This window comes from Geothrix sp. (genome assembly GCF_020622065.1).
Lineage (GTDB): Bacteria > Acidobacteriota > Holophagae > Holophagales > Holophagaceae > Geothrix.
The window spans coordinates 719,914-735,908 of sequence record NZ_JAHRYQ010000002.1; the positions used below are offsets into that span (position 1 = coordinate 719,914).

Annotated in this window: 15 protein-coding genes; 11 read left to right on the forward strand and 4 right to left on the reverse strand. The window is 66.2% G+C overall.

Annotation, left to right across the window (positions count from 1 at the left end):
* Nucleotides 1-145 precede the first annotated feature (145 nt).
* Nucleotides 146-1,288, reverse strand: a complete 1,143-nt coding sequence (locus tag QZ647_RS12780; protein WP_291272535.1) for a homogentisate 1,2-dioxygenase — start codon at nucleotides 1,286-1,288, stop codon at nucleotides 146-148.
* A 248-nt stretch (nucleotides 1,289-1,536) separates the two neighbouring features.
* Here QZ647_RS12780 and QZ647_RS12785 point away from each other — a divergent pair, with 248 nt between their 5' ends.
* Genes QZ647_RS12785 through QZ647_RS12800 form a run of 4 tightly spaced genes read left to right on the forward strand, consistent with a single transcriptional unit; the run spans nucleotide 1,537 to nucleotide 6,215 of the window.
* On the forward strand, nucleotides 1,537-2,235 hold the full coding sequence (locus tag QZ647_RS12785; protein ID WP_291272536.1) for a cobalamin-dependent protein: 699 nt from the start codon (nucleotides 1,537-1,539) through the stop codon (nucleotides 2,233-2,235).
* Nucleotides 2,232-3,257: a uroporphyrinogen decarboxylase family protein gene (locus tag QZ647_RS12790; protein WP_291272537.1), complete on the forward strand. Its 1,026-nt coding sequence runs from the start codon at nucleotides 2,232-2,234 to the stop codon at nucleotides 3,255-3,257. Before QZ647_RS12785 ends, QZ647_RS12790 begins: the two co-directional genes overlap by 4 nt.
* A complete protein-coding gene (locus QZ647_RS12795) occupies nucleotides 3,254-3,859 on the forward strand; it encodes a DUF1638 domain-containing protein (RefSeq protein ID WP_291272538.1) in 606 nt (201 codons plus the stop codon). The genes QZ647_RS12790 and QZ647_RS12795 overlap by 4 nt, the downstream gene beginning before the upstream one ends.
* Entirely contained in the window at nucleotides 3,846-6,215 is a 2,370-nt protein-coding gene (locus tag QZ647_RS12800) for a PAS domain S-box protein (RefSeq protein WP_291272539.1), read from the forward strand. Before QZ647_RS12795 ends, QZ647_RS12800 begins: the two co-directional genes overlap by 14 nt.
* 26 nt (nucleotides 6,216-6,241) lie before the next feature.
* Here QZ647_RS12800 and QZ647_RS12805 read toward each other — a convergent pair whose 3' ends face one another.
* The 3 genes from QZ647_RS12805 to QZ647_RS12815 form a co-directional block, all read right to left on the reverse strand.
* Entirely contained in the window at nucleotides 6,242-7,606 is a 1,365-nt protein-coding gene (locus tag QZ647_RS12805; RefSeq protein ID WP_291272540.1) for an MFS transporter, read from the reverse strand.
* Nucleotides 7,607-7,651: 45 nt separating this feature from the next.
* Entirely contained in the window at nucleotides 7,652-8,038 is a 387-nt protein-coding gene (locus tag QZ647_RS12810) for a DUF488 family protein (RefSeq protein WP_291272541.1), read from the reverse strand.
* Between the two features lie 66 nt (nucleotides 8,039-8,104).
* Nucleotides 8,105-8,548 carry a hypothetical protein gene (locus QZ647_RS12815; protein ID WP_291272542.1) on the reverse strand — a complete coding sequence of 148 codons (444 nt, stop codon included), beginning with the start codon at nucleotides 8,546-8,548 and terminating at the stop codon, nucleotides 8,105-8,107.
* A gap of 71 nt (nucleotides 8,549-8,619) precedes the next feature.
* On the opposite strand from QZ647_RS12815, the gene QZ647_RS12820 reads away from it, so the two are divergent.
* The 7 genes from QZ647_RS12820 to thiS all read left to right on the forward strand — a co-directional run bounded on the left by QZ647_RS12820 (nucleotide 8,620) and on the right by thiS (nucleotide 15,977).
* Entirely contained in the window at nucleotides 8,620-9,456 is an 837-nt protein-coding gene (locus QZ647_RS12820) for a substrate-binding domain-containing protein (protein WP_291272543.1), read from the forward strand.
* Between the two features lie 23 nt (nucleotides 9,457-9,479).
* On the forward strand, nucleotides 9,480-11,111 hold the full coding sequence (gene pruA, locus QZ647_RS12825; RefSeq protein ID WP_291272544.1) for an L-glutamate gamma-semialdehyde dehydrogenase: 1,632 nt from the start codon (nucleotides 9,480-9,482) through the stop codon (nucleotides 11,109-11,111).
* Nucleotides 11,112-11,130: 19 nt separating this feature from the next.
* Nucleotides 11,131-11,829, forward strand: a complete 699-nt coding sequence (locus QZ647_RS12830; RefSeq protein ID WP_291272545.1) for an ABC transporter permease — start codon at nucleotides 11,131-11,133, stop codon at nucleotides 11,827-11,829.
* Nucleotides 11,826-12,944, forward strand: coding sequence for an ABC transporter ATP-binding protein (locus QZ647_RS12835; RefSeq protein ID WP_291272546.1), 1,119 nt, complete (start codon nucleotides 11,826-11,828; stop codon nucleotides 12,942-12,944). Before QZ647_RS12830 ends, QZ647_RS12835 begins: the two co-directional genes overlap by 4 nt.
* A 111-nt stretch (nucleotides 12,945-13,055) precedes the next feature.
* On the forward strand, nucleotides 13,056-13,478 hold the full coding sequence (locus tag QZ647_RS12840) for a 4Fe-4S binding protein (RefSeq protein WP_286354922.1): 423 nt from the start codon (nucleotides 13,056-13,058) through the stop codon (nucleotides 13,476-13,478).
* Between the two features lie 16 nt (nucleotides 13,479-13,494).
* Nucleotides 13,495-15,720 (forward strand): aldehyde ferredoxin oxidoreductase C-terminal domain-containing protein, encoded by a 2,226-nt coding sequence (locus tag QZ647_RS12845; protein WP_291272547.1) that lies wholly within the window; start codon nucleotides 13,495-13,497, stop codon nucleotides 15,718-15,720.
* Nucleotides 15,721-15,779: 59 nt separating this feature from the next.
* A complete protein-coding gene (thiS, locus tag QZ647_RS12850; RefSeq protein WP_291272548.1) occupies nucleotides 15,780-15,977 on the forward strand; it encodes a sulfur carrier protein ThiS in 198 nt (65 codons plus the stop codon).
* The last annotated feature ends 18 nt before the right edge of the window (nucleotides 15,978-15,995 follow it).

Here is a 15,995-nt window from a genome sequence, read left to right on the forward strand (position 1 = left end):
CTGGGCAGTCGAATCACGCCATCCAGTCCGCAGGAGGTCCCGTGACCATCGACCGGCGCAAGCACCGTGGCCCCTTCCGGTTCCTCTACATGGACTTCAGGTCGTTCCTGCGCCGGTATCTGGGCCTGGGCCGAGGGGCCTGACCCTACTTCCAGCTCGCCCAGTAGTTGAGGTTCTCCATCAACTCGGCCGCGGGCGTGGCCTTGAGGGGACGGAAGGCATCCACCATGACGGCCACCTCGTCCGTGCGCTCCTTGGTGCGGCTGAGGGGGATGGCCTTGGGGTGCGGCCCGTGGTGAATCCCCTGGGGATGCCAGGTCATCATGCCGGCGCCGATGCCATCACGACTGAAGAAATGGCCCGCCGAGTAGAACAGCACCTCGTCGTAGTCGATGTTGGAGTGAAAGAAAGGCACGCGCATCGCGCCTTCTTCTTCCTCAAAGGGCCGGGGCAGGAAAGAGCAGATGACGAAGTTATTGGCGATGAAGGTGGAGTGCGCGCTGGGCGGCAGGTGGTAACGGGCGCTGAGGACGGGCCGGATGTCCTTCACATTGATGCGCCACACCGTGAGGTCGCCCTTCCAGCCCACCACATCCAGCGGATTGAAGGGGTAGAACACCTTGGTGATCTGGCTTTCGCGCTTGATGTGGACGGCCCACTCGCGCGGAGTCGCATCGTAGGGCTCCAGCTCCGGCGTATCCACCATGGCGGGGTCGAAGATGGCGTTGGGTCCCAGCTGGTTGCGGTCGGGGATGGTCACTTCGCTGAAGCTCTCGATGAGCAGGTAGCGCTGCGGGCCCTCGCCCGGCAGGAAGCGATAGGTCGTCCCCCGTGGAATCACCAGGTAGTCGCCGGTGGCGTAGGTAAGGGCCCCGAAGGTGGTCTCCAGCTTCCCGCCGCCCGCATGGATGTAGTAGACATCGTCCCCGTCGGCGTTGCGGTAGAAGAAGTCCATGGCCGCGGGCGCCACCCAGTGCAGGGCCACATCCCCGTTGTGGAGGATGCAGATGGGGGCGAAGGCAGCCTCCGTGGAACCGAACATCGAGGCCTTCACCTTGGCATCGGCGGTGTCCGCCAGCGGGTTCAGATCATAGCTGTGGGGGCGCAGGGGGCCTTCGATGCGCGTCCAGTCCGTGACGGGATGCAGGCGGTAGAGGTGCGTGGTGCGGCCGAAGAAGCCCTGCCGCGCATGCTCCTCCTCGAAGGTGCCGGCGGGCAGGTCCACATGGGCCTGACGCGTGTGCAGGCCCTTGCGCAGGGGGAAGAGCGGCGTTTCCTTCTTGGACATGACAACCTCGGGAGGGTCTCCCATTATCACGGGAAACTGTGATCACAGATTTTAACAATTAGCGGACTTGCAGAAAATGCGCGGTCATCTCTCCCCCGATCCGCGGGATACCTGCATTCGTTCTGCCTTGGAATTCACAGGATCCCGTGATCAGCCGATACATCAACGGTGCGGGCTCGGCAAAAGACAAGGCGCCCGTCGGTCACTCCCCGCCCCCCCTCATGCCCGCTCCTTCCACCGGAGGCGTCATGGATCGGAACTACTCCCGGGACCTGCTCAAGGCCATTCAGAAGGCCGACCGGGCGGGCGCCAACGCGGTGGTCGATGCGTGGGCCGCGGGCCGGTCCTTCCACCAGGTCATCCCGGAGCTCCTCGCCCCGACTCTGGAGACTTTCGGCAAGCTCTGGGCGCAGGGCTCCGGCGGGGTGTCGCTCGCCACGGGCTATGTGGCCTCCAAGGTGGCCGAGGATGTCCTGTCCCGCCTGCTCCTGGAATCCGCCTCCCGTGAGGCTCCCGCCCTGCCGGCGAAGGGGCCGGTGCTGGTGGGGAATGTGGAAGATGACTTCCACCCCCTGGGCCGGAAGATGGTCGCGGCTTTCCTCCGCGCGGCCGGATGGGAAGTCCATGACCTGGGCGTGGACATCGGTCCCGAGCAGTTCGTGGACAAGGCCGAGGAGACCGGCGCCCGCGTGATCGGGGCCTCGGCGATGATGTTCACCACGGCGAAGAATGTGGAAAAGCTCCGGGAGGAGATCGACCGGCGGGGGCTCCGGGGCCGGCTTCAGCTCGCCGTCGGCGGGGCGGTGTTCAAGCTCCGGCCCGAACTCGTCGAGGCCTTCGGCGGGGACGGCACCGCCGCCAGCGCCGCCGAGGCGCCCGCCTTGTTCGAGCGCCTGTGGCAGCAGTCCCTGACCTTCGAGCCCGTCTCCGGGGAAGTGCGCCCATGAACAGCCTCGAACGGGTGCTCGCCGCGCTTCAGGGGCAGCCCTCCGACCGACCCCCATTCCTGCTCAACCTGAGTCTCTACGGATCCCAGCTCACCGGAGCTCCGGTGAAAGCGCACTTCGCCGACCCTGCCATCTTCGCCGAGGGCCAGATGGCCGTCCGGGAGGTCTTCGGCCCGGACCTGCTGCTGAGCCCCTTCCTGGTATCGGCGCTCGGGGAGGCCTTCGGAAGCCGGGCCGGCGGCCCTCCCGAGCAGGCCCCGAATGTCAGGGCCTTCGCCGCAGACTCCGCCTCGGCGGCGCTCCGGCTGCCGCTGCCCGATGTGGACGGCCACCCCAGGCTGCTCTACCTGCGCGAAACCATCCGGATCCTCTCCCGAAAATACGAAGGCGAGGTTCCCGTCATCGGGCTTCTGGTGAGCCCCCTCGACCTGCCTCCGCTCATCATCGGCTTGGAGGCCTGGCTGGATGCCCTGCTCTTCCGACCGGACGAGGCCCGCGCGCTCATCGACCGCTGCACGGCCTTTTTCGTGCAGCTGGGGACGGCCATGCTCCAGGACGGCGCCACCGCCCTGGCCCTGACGGCCAACCTGGCGAACCGGTTCATGGTGCCCGCCGAGGTCGTGGCCGGCATCTCCAGGCCGGCGCTGGAGCGGGCCTTCGGCCAGATTCCCGGACCCATCATCGTCCACCACGGCGGCTGCCCCCTCGTCCCCCACCTCGCGGATTTCGCCGGCCTCCCCCAGGTCGTGGGCTTCCTGGTGGATGCCGGAGAGGATCTGGCCGCGGCCCGGACAACCCTTGGCCCCGGCCCCCTGCTGCTGGGGAACCTCGACGGGCCCGGCCTGGCGGACCTCACTCCCGGGCAGGTCCGCGTCCTCTGCGAGCGGGCCCTGGCCGCGGGCTCCCGGGACCCCCAGTTCATCCTCGCAACCTCCGGCGCGGATGTGCCTCTGGGAACCCCGCCCGAATGCCTTCAGGCCATCACCGAATCCATCTGCCTGGCTGGGGGAGGCCTGCGGTGACGACGGACTCCCGGCCCCCGCGCTGCATCGCCTGCTCGATCTTCCGGCGGGAAATCGAATCGCTGCAGGCCTCGGGGGCGCTGGACCTGGCCGTGGACTACCTGCCCTCCATGCTTCACATGGCCCCGGACCGCCTGGACGCTCGCCTGACCACCTCGCTCACCGAGGCCGAGGCCCAAGGGCAGAAAGTCTTGATCGCGTTCGGGGACTGCTGCGGCCACATGGAGGATTTCCGGGCGAAGCCTGGCATCGACCGCACGGAAGGCATCAACTGCTGTGAGATCATCCTCGGCCGGGAGGCCTACCGGCGGCTCCGGCGCGAAGGGGCCTTCTTTCTCATGCCCGAATGGGCCCTGGCCTGGCGGCAGGTGTTCATGAGCCAGCTCGGGCTCCTGGGTTCCAATGCCAAGACCTTCATGCAGGAGATGCACACCCGGTTGATCTACCTCGACACGGGCATCCAGCCCGTGCCCTGGCAAGCCCTGAACGAGGCCTCCGAGTACCTCGGCCTGCCTGTGGAGGTCCTGCCCGTGTCCCTCGACCCGCTTCTCGCCAGCCTGCGGGAAGCGGCCCGCTCCGCGAGCCATCATGACGGCCAGTGACGCCATGCGATCCCCCGACAGCGCCGCCGTCCAGTTCATGATCCTGGACTTCCTCGAGGAGATCCTGAAATTCTCGGAGAGCCCCGGGGAGATGGGACAGTTCCTGACGCGCCAGCTTCGCGAGGTGATGGGCGCCCGCATCGTGGTGCTCCTGCAGCATGGCCCCGGCCCCGAGAGCGGACCCGCCCGGATCGTGGCCCTCAAGCCCGAACGGGCCCGGACCCCCGCCCTGCTCGGCGGCCTGGACCAGCTCGTCCAACTCCACCCAAACGCCCATGAGGCCACCTTCCTCGTCAAGCGCACCGCCGAGTCCCGCTACGCAGCCCTCTTGGAAGGGCTCGGCCTCGAATCCCTGAGCATGACCCCCCTTCGGGTGGGCGACCGACGCGTCGGAACACTCTTCGCGCTGGACCATCTCGACCTCAATCGTTCCGATGATGTCGTCCGCCTGCTCACGGTGCTTTCGCCGGTCTTCGCCCTCATTCTGCGGAACACCCTCCACTTCGAATCCCAGGAGGCGAAGGTCCTGGCCCAGGCTGAGGAGTACCAGGCCCTCCTGCAGACCAACCTGGACGGATTCCTCGTAGTGGCAGGCGACGGCCGGATTCTCGATGCCAATGGAGCCTACCTGCAGATGTCGGGTTACTCGCTCGACGAAATCCGGACCCTGCACATCACCGACATGGACGCGAACGAATCCCGCCAGGAGACCGACGACCGCAACGAGAAGATGAAGTCGGAAGGCTCGGACCGCTTCCGCGCCCTGCACCGGCGCAAGGACGGGACGACCTACCCGGTGGAAGTATCGACGACCTTCGTTCCCGGCCGGAACCTGATCATCGGCTTCATCCGGGATCTCACCGAGCGGGAAGCGGCCGAATCCGCCCTCCGCGCCAGCGAGGCGCACCACCGGGAACTCGTGGAGATCCTCGGCGAAGGCGTGGCCATCACGGACCGCCACGAGACCGTCGTCATGGCGAACCGCGAAGCCGACCGCATCTTCGGCGTCGATCGCAATCAGCTGGTCGGCCAGAATCTTCGGCCGTACCTGGATGAATCCGACTGGTTGCGGGTGGTGGACCACACCCTGCGGAGGCTGGACGGACACACGGACTCTTACCAGGTCCGGATCCGGCGCCCCGATGGGATCCGGCGCATCCTCCAGCTCACCGCCACGCCCAGGCGCGATGCCGAGGGCCAGTTCACCGGCAGCCTCGCGGTCTTCCGCGATGTCACGGAAGAGCTCAAGACCCAGGAGGCCCTGCGCGTGGCCCAGAAGATGGAGAGCCTCGGCAACCTGGCCGGCGGCCTGGCCCACGACATGAACAATGTGCTGGGGGCCATCCTCGGGCTCGCGACCACGCACCTCGACCTCCAGCCCGAGGGCACCCGGCTCCATGCCACCTTCGAGACCATCACCAAGGCCTGCCTGAGGGGGCGGAACATGGTGAAGAGCCTCCTGGATTTCGCGCGGAAGGACATGGCGGGGGAACGCTCCGTGCCCATCAACCGCCTCATCCAGGAGGAGGCCCGCCTCCTGGAGCGGACCATCCCGCCGTCCATCGCCATCACGCTGGACCTCGGTCCCGAGGTGGGAGGCATCCTCGGCGATGCCGATGCGCTCAGCCTCATGCTGATGAACCTGTGCGTGAACGCCGTGGATGCCATGGCCGAAAGCGGGGGGCGGCTCACCCTGAGCACCCGGCTCCATGACGGACAGGTGGTGGTGACTGTGGCGGATTCAGGAAGCGGCATGGCCCCCGAGACCCTCGAGCGCGCCCTCGAACCCTTCTTCACCACCAAGCCCCAGGGCAAGGGCACGGGCCTGGGCCTCTCGCTGGTCTACAGCACGGTGAAGGCGCACCACGGGGAACTGAACATCCAAAGCTGGCCTGGCCATGGAACCAGCATCGAGATGCGGTTTCCCGCGGCGGAAACCCGGAGCGAGCCGGCGGGTCCGGGAGCCTCTGGACCGAGCGCCTCGGCCACGCCCCTGAACATCCTCCTGGTGGACGACGATGAACTCATCCGGTCCGCGGTTTCGGCCCAGCTGGAGGCCATGGGCCACCAGGCCACGCTGACGGCCTGCGGCGAGGAGGCCATGGCGATGCTGGACCGGGGCCTGCGGCCCTCCGTCATCATCCTCGATATGAACATGCCGGGCTGGGGAGGCACCGGCACCCTGCCCAGGCTGCGGGCGGCCCTGCCGGAAGTCCCCATCCTCCTGTCCACGGGGCGGGCCGATCAGCAGGCCATCGACCTGGCCCACGCCCATCCCGGCGTCACCATCCTGGCCAAGCCCTTCAGCTTCCGGGAGCTCCAGGCCGCCTTCGCCGAGATCCTGCCGGGCAGCTGATCAGGCCTGCTCCTTCAGCCTGGCGATCAAGGCTGTTTTTGCAGCCAGCGGTTGTAGATCCACAGGCTGAACGCGCTGCCCAGGCCGAAGAGGGTGAGGATGATCCAGCCCGTGGCCGCCGCCTTGGGATCCAGCTTCAGCAGGCCGTCTGCCTGTGTCACGGCCCCCGCGCACATCACCTTGTTGAAGAGCCAGGCGCCGGCAGGGCCGCCCACCAGGCTGCCGATGGCCATGGGAAGGTTGGCGTAGCCCAGGAAGAGCCCCTCCTGCCCCTTCGGCGCCAGGGAGCCGATGTACTCGTAGAGGCGGCTGGAGGCGAACAGCTCGCCGAAGGCGATCAACGCCACCGTCATCACCACAAAGAGGCTGCCCATGGGCAGCAGCAGCTTCGCCGTCACGCCACCGGCCATGAAGAGCGGGGCCACATTGATGAGCATGGACAGGCCGATGATCACCGTGCCCACGATGATGGACTTGATGGGCGGCAGCTTGCCGAACAGCTTCGTGATGAGCAGCTGGAACAGCACGATGGTGATGGGGTTGGCCATGGTGTAGAGGTCCATGGCAGGAGACAACTCAACCGTTTTCTTTACATAGAGTGGAAGCACATTGTAAACCTGGTTGTAAATGAAGTAGAAGCCGCTGCTCACGACCATGAACATCGTGAAGCGACCGCTGCGCAGCACCTTGAAGATCCCGAGGAGGACCTCCGACACGCTCCGCTTGGGCTTGTTGGGATCCACCGCGGACTCGGGATCGCGGTAGAGCAGTGCCACCACCAGGAAGGCCAGCACCGCCGCCACCATGGACACGACGAAGATGGTGTCGAGCTTGCCGAGCTTGGTCCGCACGAAGAAGGCCGTAAGGCGTCCGAACACGCTGCCGATGTTGATGACCATGTAGAAGATGGCGAAGGCCAGGGTGGCCTTGCCCAGGTGCGTGCGCTGCACGGTGCCCGCGATGCATGGCTTCACGAAGGAGCCGCCGATCCCGATCAGCACGATGGCCGCCGCCACCGGCACCATCACGCCGAGGCCGGCCGTGACCTCCTTGCCCGCCTGCAGGGCCAAGGTCTGGCCCCCGAACCACACCGGATAGCCCATGAGGAAGTAGCCGCCCACGAGCAGCACGCAGGCCATGAGGAGGCTGCGGCGGAAGCCGATCTGGTCGGCGATGGTCCCGCTGAGGATGGGCAGGAAGTAGACCAGGAACCAGAGGACGCCGTTGAGCGTGCTGGGCCAGTAGTCGCCCAGACCCAGCCGCCCGAGGTAGATGACGATGAAGCTGGCCATCGAATAGTAGGCGGCCCGCTCGAACAGCTCGGTGAGGTTCGCGTTCCAGTAGCTGGCAGGGAAACGGTACTTCTCGCGGAAGGAAGGCTCGGGGGTCATGGATACCTCAGGGTCGCCTTAGTGTGGCATGCCTCCGGGCTTGCATCAGCGGATGACCGCGCCCCGCTCCCCCAGCAGCTCCCGCAGCACGGAGCGGTGGCAACGCGCTTCGTCCTCGCAGTAGCATCCCACGGCCAGGTCCGTCTGGTGCGACAGCGCCGCCAGCAGGTCCAGGAGCCGCGCCTTCTCGGGCTGCCCCATCTCCGCGCGGTATTTCTTCCGGAAGGCGGCCCAGTCCCGGTCGCTGGTGGCGGCCTGGGCCGTTTTCACCAGGTCCTCGCTGGGCGCGGCCTCGGGCAGCCAAAGATCATAGAAGTCCCGGGAGGCGAACTCCGCCTTTGGCACCCCCCGGGGAGGCCGCCGCACGGTACCGAGCCGAAGGCCCTCCCCCGGCGTCCGCGGTGTACCCAGACGAACCACCCGAATGGCCATGGCACCTCCTCCAGGGGGACTTGCCCTGATCCATGATCTCCCGCTTCCATCCTTCCGAGCCGCCCCTCAGTCGGGGTACCGCAGGACCTTCCAGTGCAGGAACGAGAAATGCCGCCAGGAGCCCGACATGTGGGAGCCCACCGAGGCCACCAGGGTGGCCGCCAGGTACCAGGGCAGCCGGGCCTCGGGTTGGAGGGCGCCCATGCCCAGCAGGGCCAGCTTCACCAGCACCGCCACACCGCTGCCCTGGGTGAGGATGGCCGCATCCCGGGCCAGGTCGATGACCAGGAGCAGGATCCCGCTGCCCAGCGTGAGGAGGATTGGCAGGCGGAGGGCTGGGTACCCAGCGCCGAAGGGGATCGCCCCCAGCACCAGGGCCATGGCGGCGATGTGGAGGCTGCGGAGGACCAGCTGGACGGGCCGCGCCCAGGGGAAGTTGCGCGGCCTCGGGGGGAACAGCAGGGCCCGCAGGGGGCCCGGCTTCCCGGGATGGCCAGAGAGGGGATCCATCCCCCCGTTGTACCAGCACCGGCGTCGCCCGGCAGGATCCGGCGTGCGAAACTGGCCTTCCGGAGGACGCCATGCATCGTCGTTCATTCCTTGGTTGGACCTTGGCTCTCATCGCGGCCCTCACCGGCGCGGCCCTGCCGGCGGCACCGCCGGCCTCCAAGGTCATCCTCTTGGCCACCACCACCAGCACCCAGGACTCGGGCCTCCTGGACGCCCTCATCCCGCGCTTCGAGCAGCAGACCGGCTTCGTGGTGAAGACCATCGCCGTAGGGTCCGGGCAGGCCATCGCCATGGGAAGGAAGGGCGAGGCCGATGTCCTGCTGGTGCACTCCCCGGAGGCGGAAAAGGCCCTGGTGGCCGAAGGTCCCGGCGTGAACCGCCGCATCGTCATGCACAACGACTTCATCCTCCTGGGCCCCGCCACGGACCCCGCAGGCGTCCGGCGGAAACCCGCGGTCGCGGCCCTGCAGGCCATCGGAGCGGGATCGGCCCTCTTCGTGTCCCGGGGCGACAACTCCGGCACCCACGCCCAGGAAAAGAAACTCTGGAAGGCCGCTGGCCTCGATCCCGAAGGTAAGGCCTGGTACCAGCAGACGGGCCTCGGCATGGGGCAGACCCTGTCCGTGGCCTCCGAGAAGCGGGCTTACACTTTGTCAGATCGGGGCACCTACCTGGCCCTGCGGAAAAAACTCGGACTGGAGATCCTCAGCGAAGGCGATGCCTCGCTCTTGAATGTCTACCATGTCATCGAGGTAAACCCGGCCCGGTTTTCCAAGGTGAATGCCGTCGGAGCCCGCGCCTTTGCTGACTTTCTGGTATCGAAAGATGCGCAGGCCGTGATCAAAGATTTCGGAATTGGCACTTATGGCTCCCCGCTATTCTTTCCTGATGCCGGCAAGCCGGAGTAGGCCTGCCAGACGGAGGGGTTTCCATGTCCAATGCCATTTTCTGTCTTCCCGAATCCGTCAATGAACCCATCAACCCCTATGCCCCCGGAACCCGGGAGCGCGCTCTTCTGAAGGCCGAACTGGAACGGCAGTACCACCTCGAGCTGGACATCCCGCTCATCATCGGGGGCCAGGAAATCCGCACCGGAAAGACCCAAAAGGCCGTCTGCCCCCACGACCACGGGCATGTCCTCGCGCGCTTCCACGAGGCCGGTGAAGCGGAAGTCCGCATGGCCATCGACGCCGCCATGGCCGCCAAGAAGGCCTGGGAGGCCACGCCCTGGGAGGATCGCGCGGCCATTTTCCACAAGATGGGCAGCCTCATCTCCTCGAAGTACCGCTACATCCTGAACGCCGCCACGATGCTGAACCAGTCGAAGAGCGCCTTCCAGGCGGAGATCGACAGCACCTGCGAAACGGCCGATTTCCTGCGCTTCAATGCCGGGTTCATGGAGCAGATCTACCGCCAGCAGCCCATCTCCGATCCGCATGTGTGGAACCGCGTCCACTACCGGGCGTTGGAGGGCTTCGTCCTCGCCGTGACGCCCTTCAACTTCACCGCCATCGCCGCAAACCTGCCCACGGCCCCCGCCATCATGGGCAACACGGTGGTGTGGAAGCCCGCCTCCACCTCCATCCTGTCGAACTACTACCTCATGCAGCTCTACAAGGAAGCCGGGCTGCCGGATGGCGTCATCAACTTCGTCCCCGGCCGCGGTTCCATGATCGGCAAGGTCGCGCTGGAGGACCGGAACTTCGCGGGCCTGCACTTCACCGGCTCCACGGGCGTCTTCAACAGCATGTGGAAGACCATCAGCGGCAACCTGGAGCGCTACCGCAGCTATCCCCGCATCGTGGGCGAGACTGGCGGCAAGGACTATGTCTTCATGCACCAGTCCGGCGATGTGGCCCAGACCGCCGCCGCCATCGTGCGCGCGGGCTTCGAATACCAGGGCCAGAAATGCTCGGCCTGCTCCCGGGTGTATGCCCCCGCCTCCCGCTGGCCCGAGCTGAAGGAGCGGCTCCTCGGCCTGCTCGCCGAGATCCGCATGGGCGATGTGCGCGACTTCCGGAACTACTTCAACGCTGTCATCGACGAAGCCGCCTTCGACAACACGATGAAGTACATCGAGCTGGCCCGGCATGCGAAGGACGCCGAGATCCTCGCCGGCGGCAAGGGCGACAAGTCCAAGGGCTGGTTCATTGAGCCCACGATCATCCTCACCACCAATCCCAAGTTCGTGAGCATGGAGGAGGAGATCTTCGCCCCCGTGGTCACCATCTTCGTCTATGACGACGACAAGCTCGACGAGACGCTGAAGATCCTGGACGAGACCTCGCCCTACGCCCTCACCGGCGCGATCTTCGCCCGCGACCGTTATGTGATCAACCACCTCACCGAGGCCCTGGCCAACACGGCGGGGAACTTCTACATCAACGACAAGCCCACCGGGGCCGTGGTCGGCCACCAGCCCTTCGGCGGCTCCCGGGCCTCGGGCACCAACGACAAGGCCGGCAGCTTCCTGAACCTGATCCGCTGGACCTCCCCGCGCACCATCAAAGAGAGCTTCACGCCGCCCGCCGACATCAAGTTCCCCTTCCTCGAAGCGGAATGACCAAGAACAATAGGGGGCTATGGATCTGATCTGGGAGGGCCTCCGGAAAGCGCTGGAGCTGTTGCTCACGCTGGACCCGGAAGTCCTCCGGGTCACCCTGCTCTCCCTCCAGGTCTCGGGCGCCGCCACGCTCATCAGCCTGGTCATCGGACTGGGCATCGCCGTGCCCGTGGCCCTCAACGAATTCCCAGGCAGGCGCCTGGTCATCGCCCTGCTGAACACGGGCATGGGCCTGCCCCCCGTGGTGGTGGGCCTCTTCGTGACCGTGCTGCTGTGGCGGAGCGGGCCGCTGGGCTTCCTGGAGATCCTCTACACGCCGAGCGCCATGATCCTCGCCCAGGCCGTCATCGCCTCGCCCATCATCGCAGGCATCAGCCTCTCGGCCCTCCAGCACCTGCCGCCGGGCCTGCGCCTGCAGGTCCTGGCCTTGGGCGCCTCCCGCCCTCAGATGGTGTGGCTGCTGCTGAAGGAAGCCCGCCTGCCCCTGCTGGCCGCCGTGATGGCGGGCTTCGGCGGCGTCATTTCCGAAGTGGGCGCCTCCATCATGGTGGGCGGCAACATCAAGGGCCAGACGCGGGTGCTGACGACGGCCACCGTGATGGAGACGGGTCGCGGCAATTTCGAAGTGGCCTTCGCCCTCAGCATCATCCTGCTGATCCTGGCCTTCGCCGTGAACGCGGTACTGACCCATCTCCAGCAGCGGGACCGGCCCCGATGAGCCGGGCGGTCCTGCTGGAGGCACGGAACCTCCAGGTCCATCGGGGCCGCGTCCAGGTCCTGGCCGTCCCCGAGCTGGACCTGCGCGCGGGCGAGGTTCTGGCCCTCATGGGTCCCAACGGCGCCGGAAAGAGCACCCTGATGCTGGCCCTGGCTGGCCTTCTGCCTCTGTCCGAGGGATGCCTCCGCTTCAATGGCACCGAGCTGCGATCCCGCTCGGACCGGGAGACCTACCGGCGTCGCATGACCATGGTCTTCCAGGATCCCCTGCTCTTCGACGCCACCGTGGCCCAGAACATCGCCACCGGCATGAAGCTGCGGGGCCTTCCCGCTGGGGAGCGTGGGCCCCGGGTCCGCGCGTGGGCCCAGCGCCTGGGCATCGGGGACCTGCTCGACCGGTCGGCCCGGCGCCTCTCCGGGGGCGAGGCCCAGCGCACCGCCCTGGCCCGGGCCCTTGTGCTGGAACCGGAGATCCTCTTCCTGGACGAGCCCTTCAGCGCCCTGGACGCCCACACCCGCGAAGGCCTCCTGGACGACCTGGGGCGCATCCTCGCCGAGGCCGGCTGCACGGCGGTCTTCTCCACCCATGACCACGGGGAGGCCGCCCGGCTTGCCCACCGCCTCGTGGTGATGAAGGAGGGCGCCATCCTCCAGACCGGGGGCCTCCGTGAAGTGATGAACCACCCCCAGGATCCCTTCGTGGCCACCTTCGTGGGGATGGAGACGCTGCTCAAAGGCCGGGTGACGGCCTGTCGCGAGGGCCTCCTGACCCTGCGGCTCGGAAAGGGCGCCGGGGACCATGAAGTGCTGGCCATGGGCGAAGCCCAGCCTGGCCAGACCGCCCTGGTGGGCATCCGACCTGAACATGTGGCCCTTTCTTTACAGACCGACAAATCCAGCAGCGCCCGAAATGCCTTCCAGGGGACTGTGACGAAGGTCATTCCCCGGGGCCCTTTCTTCAAGGTCGAGCTGGATTGCGGGTTCTTCCTGGCAGCCTTCGTCACCTCGCAATCCCTGACAGAGCTTGGGCTTGAACCGGGGCGCCAGGTGGTGGCCTCCTTCAAGGCCACCGCCGCCCACCTCATCCGCCGGGAAGGGCTCCACGCCGAAGTGTGACCGCGTCCATTGCGGGGGTCCTGGGCGCGGACTAGCCTCACACCTGGGGTGGCATGGCCACTCCGGATTGACGTGTAGTCAATGGATCCGAATGTCGGAGGCTCCCGAGCCATGAAACAGCTGGTGATCGACTTCCAGAAGTGCGATGCAGGGCGCAACTGCAATCACGAATGCGAAATGGAGTGCGCCATCAAGGTCTTCAAGGTGGACGATCCCGCCCAGGCGGCCCTCCAGATCAAGGCCTACGAGGAGGGCGGCGGCAAGGCCGTCCTCTGCGACCAGTGCGGCGACTGCGTGGTGGTCTGCCCCACCGAGGCCCTGAAGCGCAACAAGCTGGGTGTGGTGATGATCGACAAGCAGCTCTGCGTGGGCTGCTACATGTGCATCGGCTTCTGCGAAAAGGAAGCCTTCATGCGGAATCCCGATTGGATCGTGCCCCACAAGTGCACCTCGTGCGGCATCTGCGTGAAGGTCTGCCCCCACGGCGCCCTCTCCATCGTGGAAGTCCCCGAGCCGGCCGTTCGGATCATCTGAGCCTTAGGAGCGACCCATGAGCCAGCTCGTTTTCGACCCCAGCAAAGTGATGGACATCGACTACACCCAGCGCACGGAGTACCTCGAGGGCCTCGAAGCCATCAAGGCCGCGCACAAGGTGCTGAAGGAGATCACCTACACGCCCAGCCTGCCGGACAAGGGCTACACCAACCGCACGCTCTATGTGAATGTGGGCACCCACGAGATCACCGAGAAGCCCGTCACCCAGCAGATGAAGGATGTCTTCATCGGCGGCCGCGGGTTCGGGCTCTACCACCTCTGGAACGCGGTCAAGCCCACCACCCGCTGGAACGATCCCGAGAACGAGATCGTCATCAGCCCCGGCCCCGTGGCGGGCATCACCCAGTACGCGGGCACCGGCAAGTCGCTGGTGGTGAGCCTCTCGCCCCAGACGGACATCCCCATCGATTCCAATGTGGGCGGCTTCTACGGCCCCCTGCTTAAATTCTCGGGCTTCGACGCCCTCGAGCTCCAGGGCAAGTCTGACAAGGACATCATCCTGTTCATCGATGGCGTGAAGGGGATCATCCGCATCGAAGAGGCGCCGGCCGATCCCGTGGACAGCCATGTCCTCGCGGAAGTGCTGACGCACATGTATGCCGAGAACGAGAAGGACCTGCCGAACATCTCCGTGGTGTCCACGGGCGCGGCCGCCGAGCACAGCCTCATCGGGATGCTGAACTTCTCCTTCTACGACCGCCGTCGCAAGTGCGTCCGCTTCAAGCAGGCGGGCCGCGGCGGCATCGGCACCGTGTTCCGGGACAAGCGCATCCGCGCCCTCGTGGTGCGCGGGCCCAAGGTGGCCGGCGACCTCAACCATCCGGCGGATCCCGAGACCATCGCCAAGACCGGCATCAAGTACCACAAGGAGATCCGCGAGAACGACGGCACGCAGTGCATGATGCGCCGCAACGGCACGGCCCACATCGTCGAGATCATGGATGCCTACGACCTGCTGCCCGTCCACAACTTCCAGTTCGGTTCGCATCCGGATGTCCACAAAATCGACTCCAGTTACTGGCAGCAGCGCTGCACCCAGCACACGGTGGACGGCTGTTGGTACGGCTGCTCCATGGCCTGCGCCAAGGGTGCCGATGGCCTCGTGCTGAAGACCGGCCCCTACCAGGGCCACATGGTCACCGTGGACGGTCCTGAGTACGAGAACGCGGCGGGCCTGGGCTCCAACTGCGGCGTCTTCGACCCCGATGCTCTGCTGGAGCTGAACTTCTACTGCGACACCTACGGCATCTGCACCATCACCTACGGCACCCTCACCGCTTTTGTGATGGAGTGCTACCAGCGCGGCATCCTGAACAAGGAGCGCACCGGTGGCCTGGAGATGACCTGGGGAAACGCCGCGGCCGACCTGGAGATGATGCACCAGATGGCCCGGGGTGAAGGCTTCGGCAAGATCGCGGGTCTGGGCGTGAAGAAGATGAAGGAATACTTCATCAAGAACGGCTGGGGCGATCCGCAGCTCATCAACGACATCGGCATGGAGAACAAGGGCCTCGAATACTCCCAGTACATGTCCAAGGAGTCCCTGGCCCAGCAGGGCGGCTACGCCCTCACCAACAAGGGCCCCCAGCACGACGAGGCCTGGCTGATCTTCATGGACATGGTGAACAAGCAGCTGCCCACCTTCGAGGACAAGGCCGAGGCGCTCTACTACTTCCCCCTGTTCCGCACCTGGTTCGGCCTCAACGGCTTCTGCAAGCTGCCCTGGAACGATGTGGTCCCCGCCGACAACGCCTCCCAGCCCGAGCCCCACAAGGTACCCGAGCACGTGCAGAACTATGTGGACCTCTTCACCGCCACCACGGGCATCAAGATCACCAAGGAAGACCTGATCCTGCAGTCCGCGAAGGTCTACAACTTCCAGCGCGTGTTCAACATTCGCATGGGTAAGGGCCTCCGCCTGCACGACGCGGCCCCCTACCGCTCGCTGGGCCCCGTGACGAAGGAAGAATACGAGTCCCGCGCCGAGCGCTACGACCAGCAGATCGTCACCGAAATGGGCCTCGATCCCGCCGGCAAGACCACCGAGGAGAAGATGGCCCTCCACCGCGAATGGCGCACGGGCCGTTTCTCCAAGCTCATGGACAGCGTCTACACGCGGCGCGGCTGGACCCTGGACGGCGTGCCCACCCTGGAGCGCCTGAAGGAACTGGGCCTCGATGCCTTCCCCGAAGTGGTGGAGGTCGTGAAGCAGCACCTCTGAGAGAATCGGCCGCGAAAGCGGCCGATTCTCTTGATGAAATGCAAAGGCGGAATGCGCGCATGATCCTGGTCAATGAAGAACCGCTGGGCTGGCACGAGGGCATGACGGTCCGGGACATCCTCCGGGCCCGGAACTACCGCTTCCCCATGCTCGTCATCCATGTGAACGAGGCCCTGGTGCCGAAGAAGGATTACGACACCACCCTCGTCCCCGACGGCGCCGTGGTGAAGGTCATCCACCTCATCAGCGGAGGCTGAACGCGAAGAAGGCCGCCC

Coding starts and splice junctions, on each gene's coding strand:
- thiS (WP_291272548.1), top strand. CDS start 15,780: ATGATCCTGGTCAATGAAGAACCGCTGGGCTGGCACGAGGGCATGACG.
- QZ647_RS12830 (WP_291272545.1), top strand. CDS start 11,131: ATGGATCTGATCTGGGAGGGCCTCCGGAAAGCGCTGGAGCTGTTGCTC.
- QZ647_RS12800 (WP_291272539.1), top strand. CDS start 3,846: ATGACGGCCAGTGACGCCATGCGATCCCCCGACAGCGCCGCCGTCCAG.
- QZ647_RS12805 (WP_291272540.1), bottom strand. CDS start 7,606: ATGACCCCCGAGCCTTCCTTCCGCGAGAAGTACCGTTTCCCTGCCAGC.
- QZ647_RS12820 (WP_291272543.1), top strand. CDS start 8,620: ATGCATCGTCGTTCATTCCTTGGTTGGACCTTGGCTCTCATCGCGGCC.
- QZ647_RS12835 (WP_291272546.1), top strand. CDS start 11,826: ATGAGCCGGGCGGTCCTGCTGGAGGCACGGAACCTCCAGGTCCATCGG.
- pruA (WP_291272544.1), top strand. CDS start 9,480: ATGTCCAATGCCATTTTCTGTCTTCCCGAATCCGTCAATGAACCCATC.
- QZ647_RS12815 (WP_291272542.1), bottom strand. CDS start 8,548: ATGGATCCCCTCTCTGGCCATCCCGGGAAGCCGGGCCCCCTGCGGGCC.
- QZ647_RS12840 (WP_286354922.1), top strand. CDS start 13,056: ATGAAACAGCTGGTGATCGACTTCCAGAAGTGCGATGCAGGGCGCAAC.
- QZ647_RS12810 (WP_291272541.1), bottom strand. CDS start 8,038: ATGGCCATTCGGGTGGTTCGTCTGGGTACACCGCGGACGCCGGGGGAG.
- QZ647_RS12790 (WP_291272537.1), top strand. CDS start 2,232: ATGAACAGCCTCGAACGGGTGCTCGCCGCGCTTCAGGGGCAGCCCTCC.
- QZ647_RS12785 (WP_291272536.1), top strand. CDS start 1,537: ATGGATCGGAACTACTCCCGGGACCTGCTCAAGGCCATTCAGAAGGCC.
- QZ647_RS12845 (WP_291272547.1), top strand. CDS start 13,495: ATGAGCCAGCTCGTTTTCGACCCCAGCAAAGTGATGGACATCGACTAC.
- QZ647_RS12780 (WP_291272535.1), bottom strand. CDS start 1,288: ATGTCCAAGAAGGAAACGCCGCTCTTCCCCCTGCGCAAGGGCCTGCAC.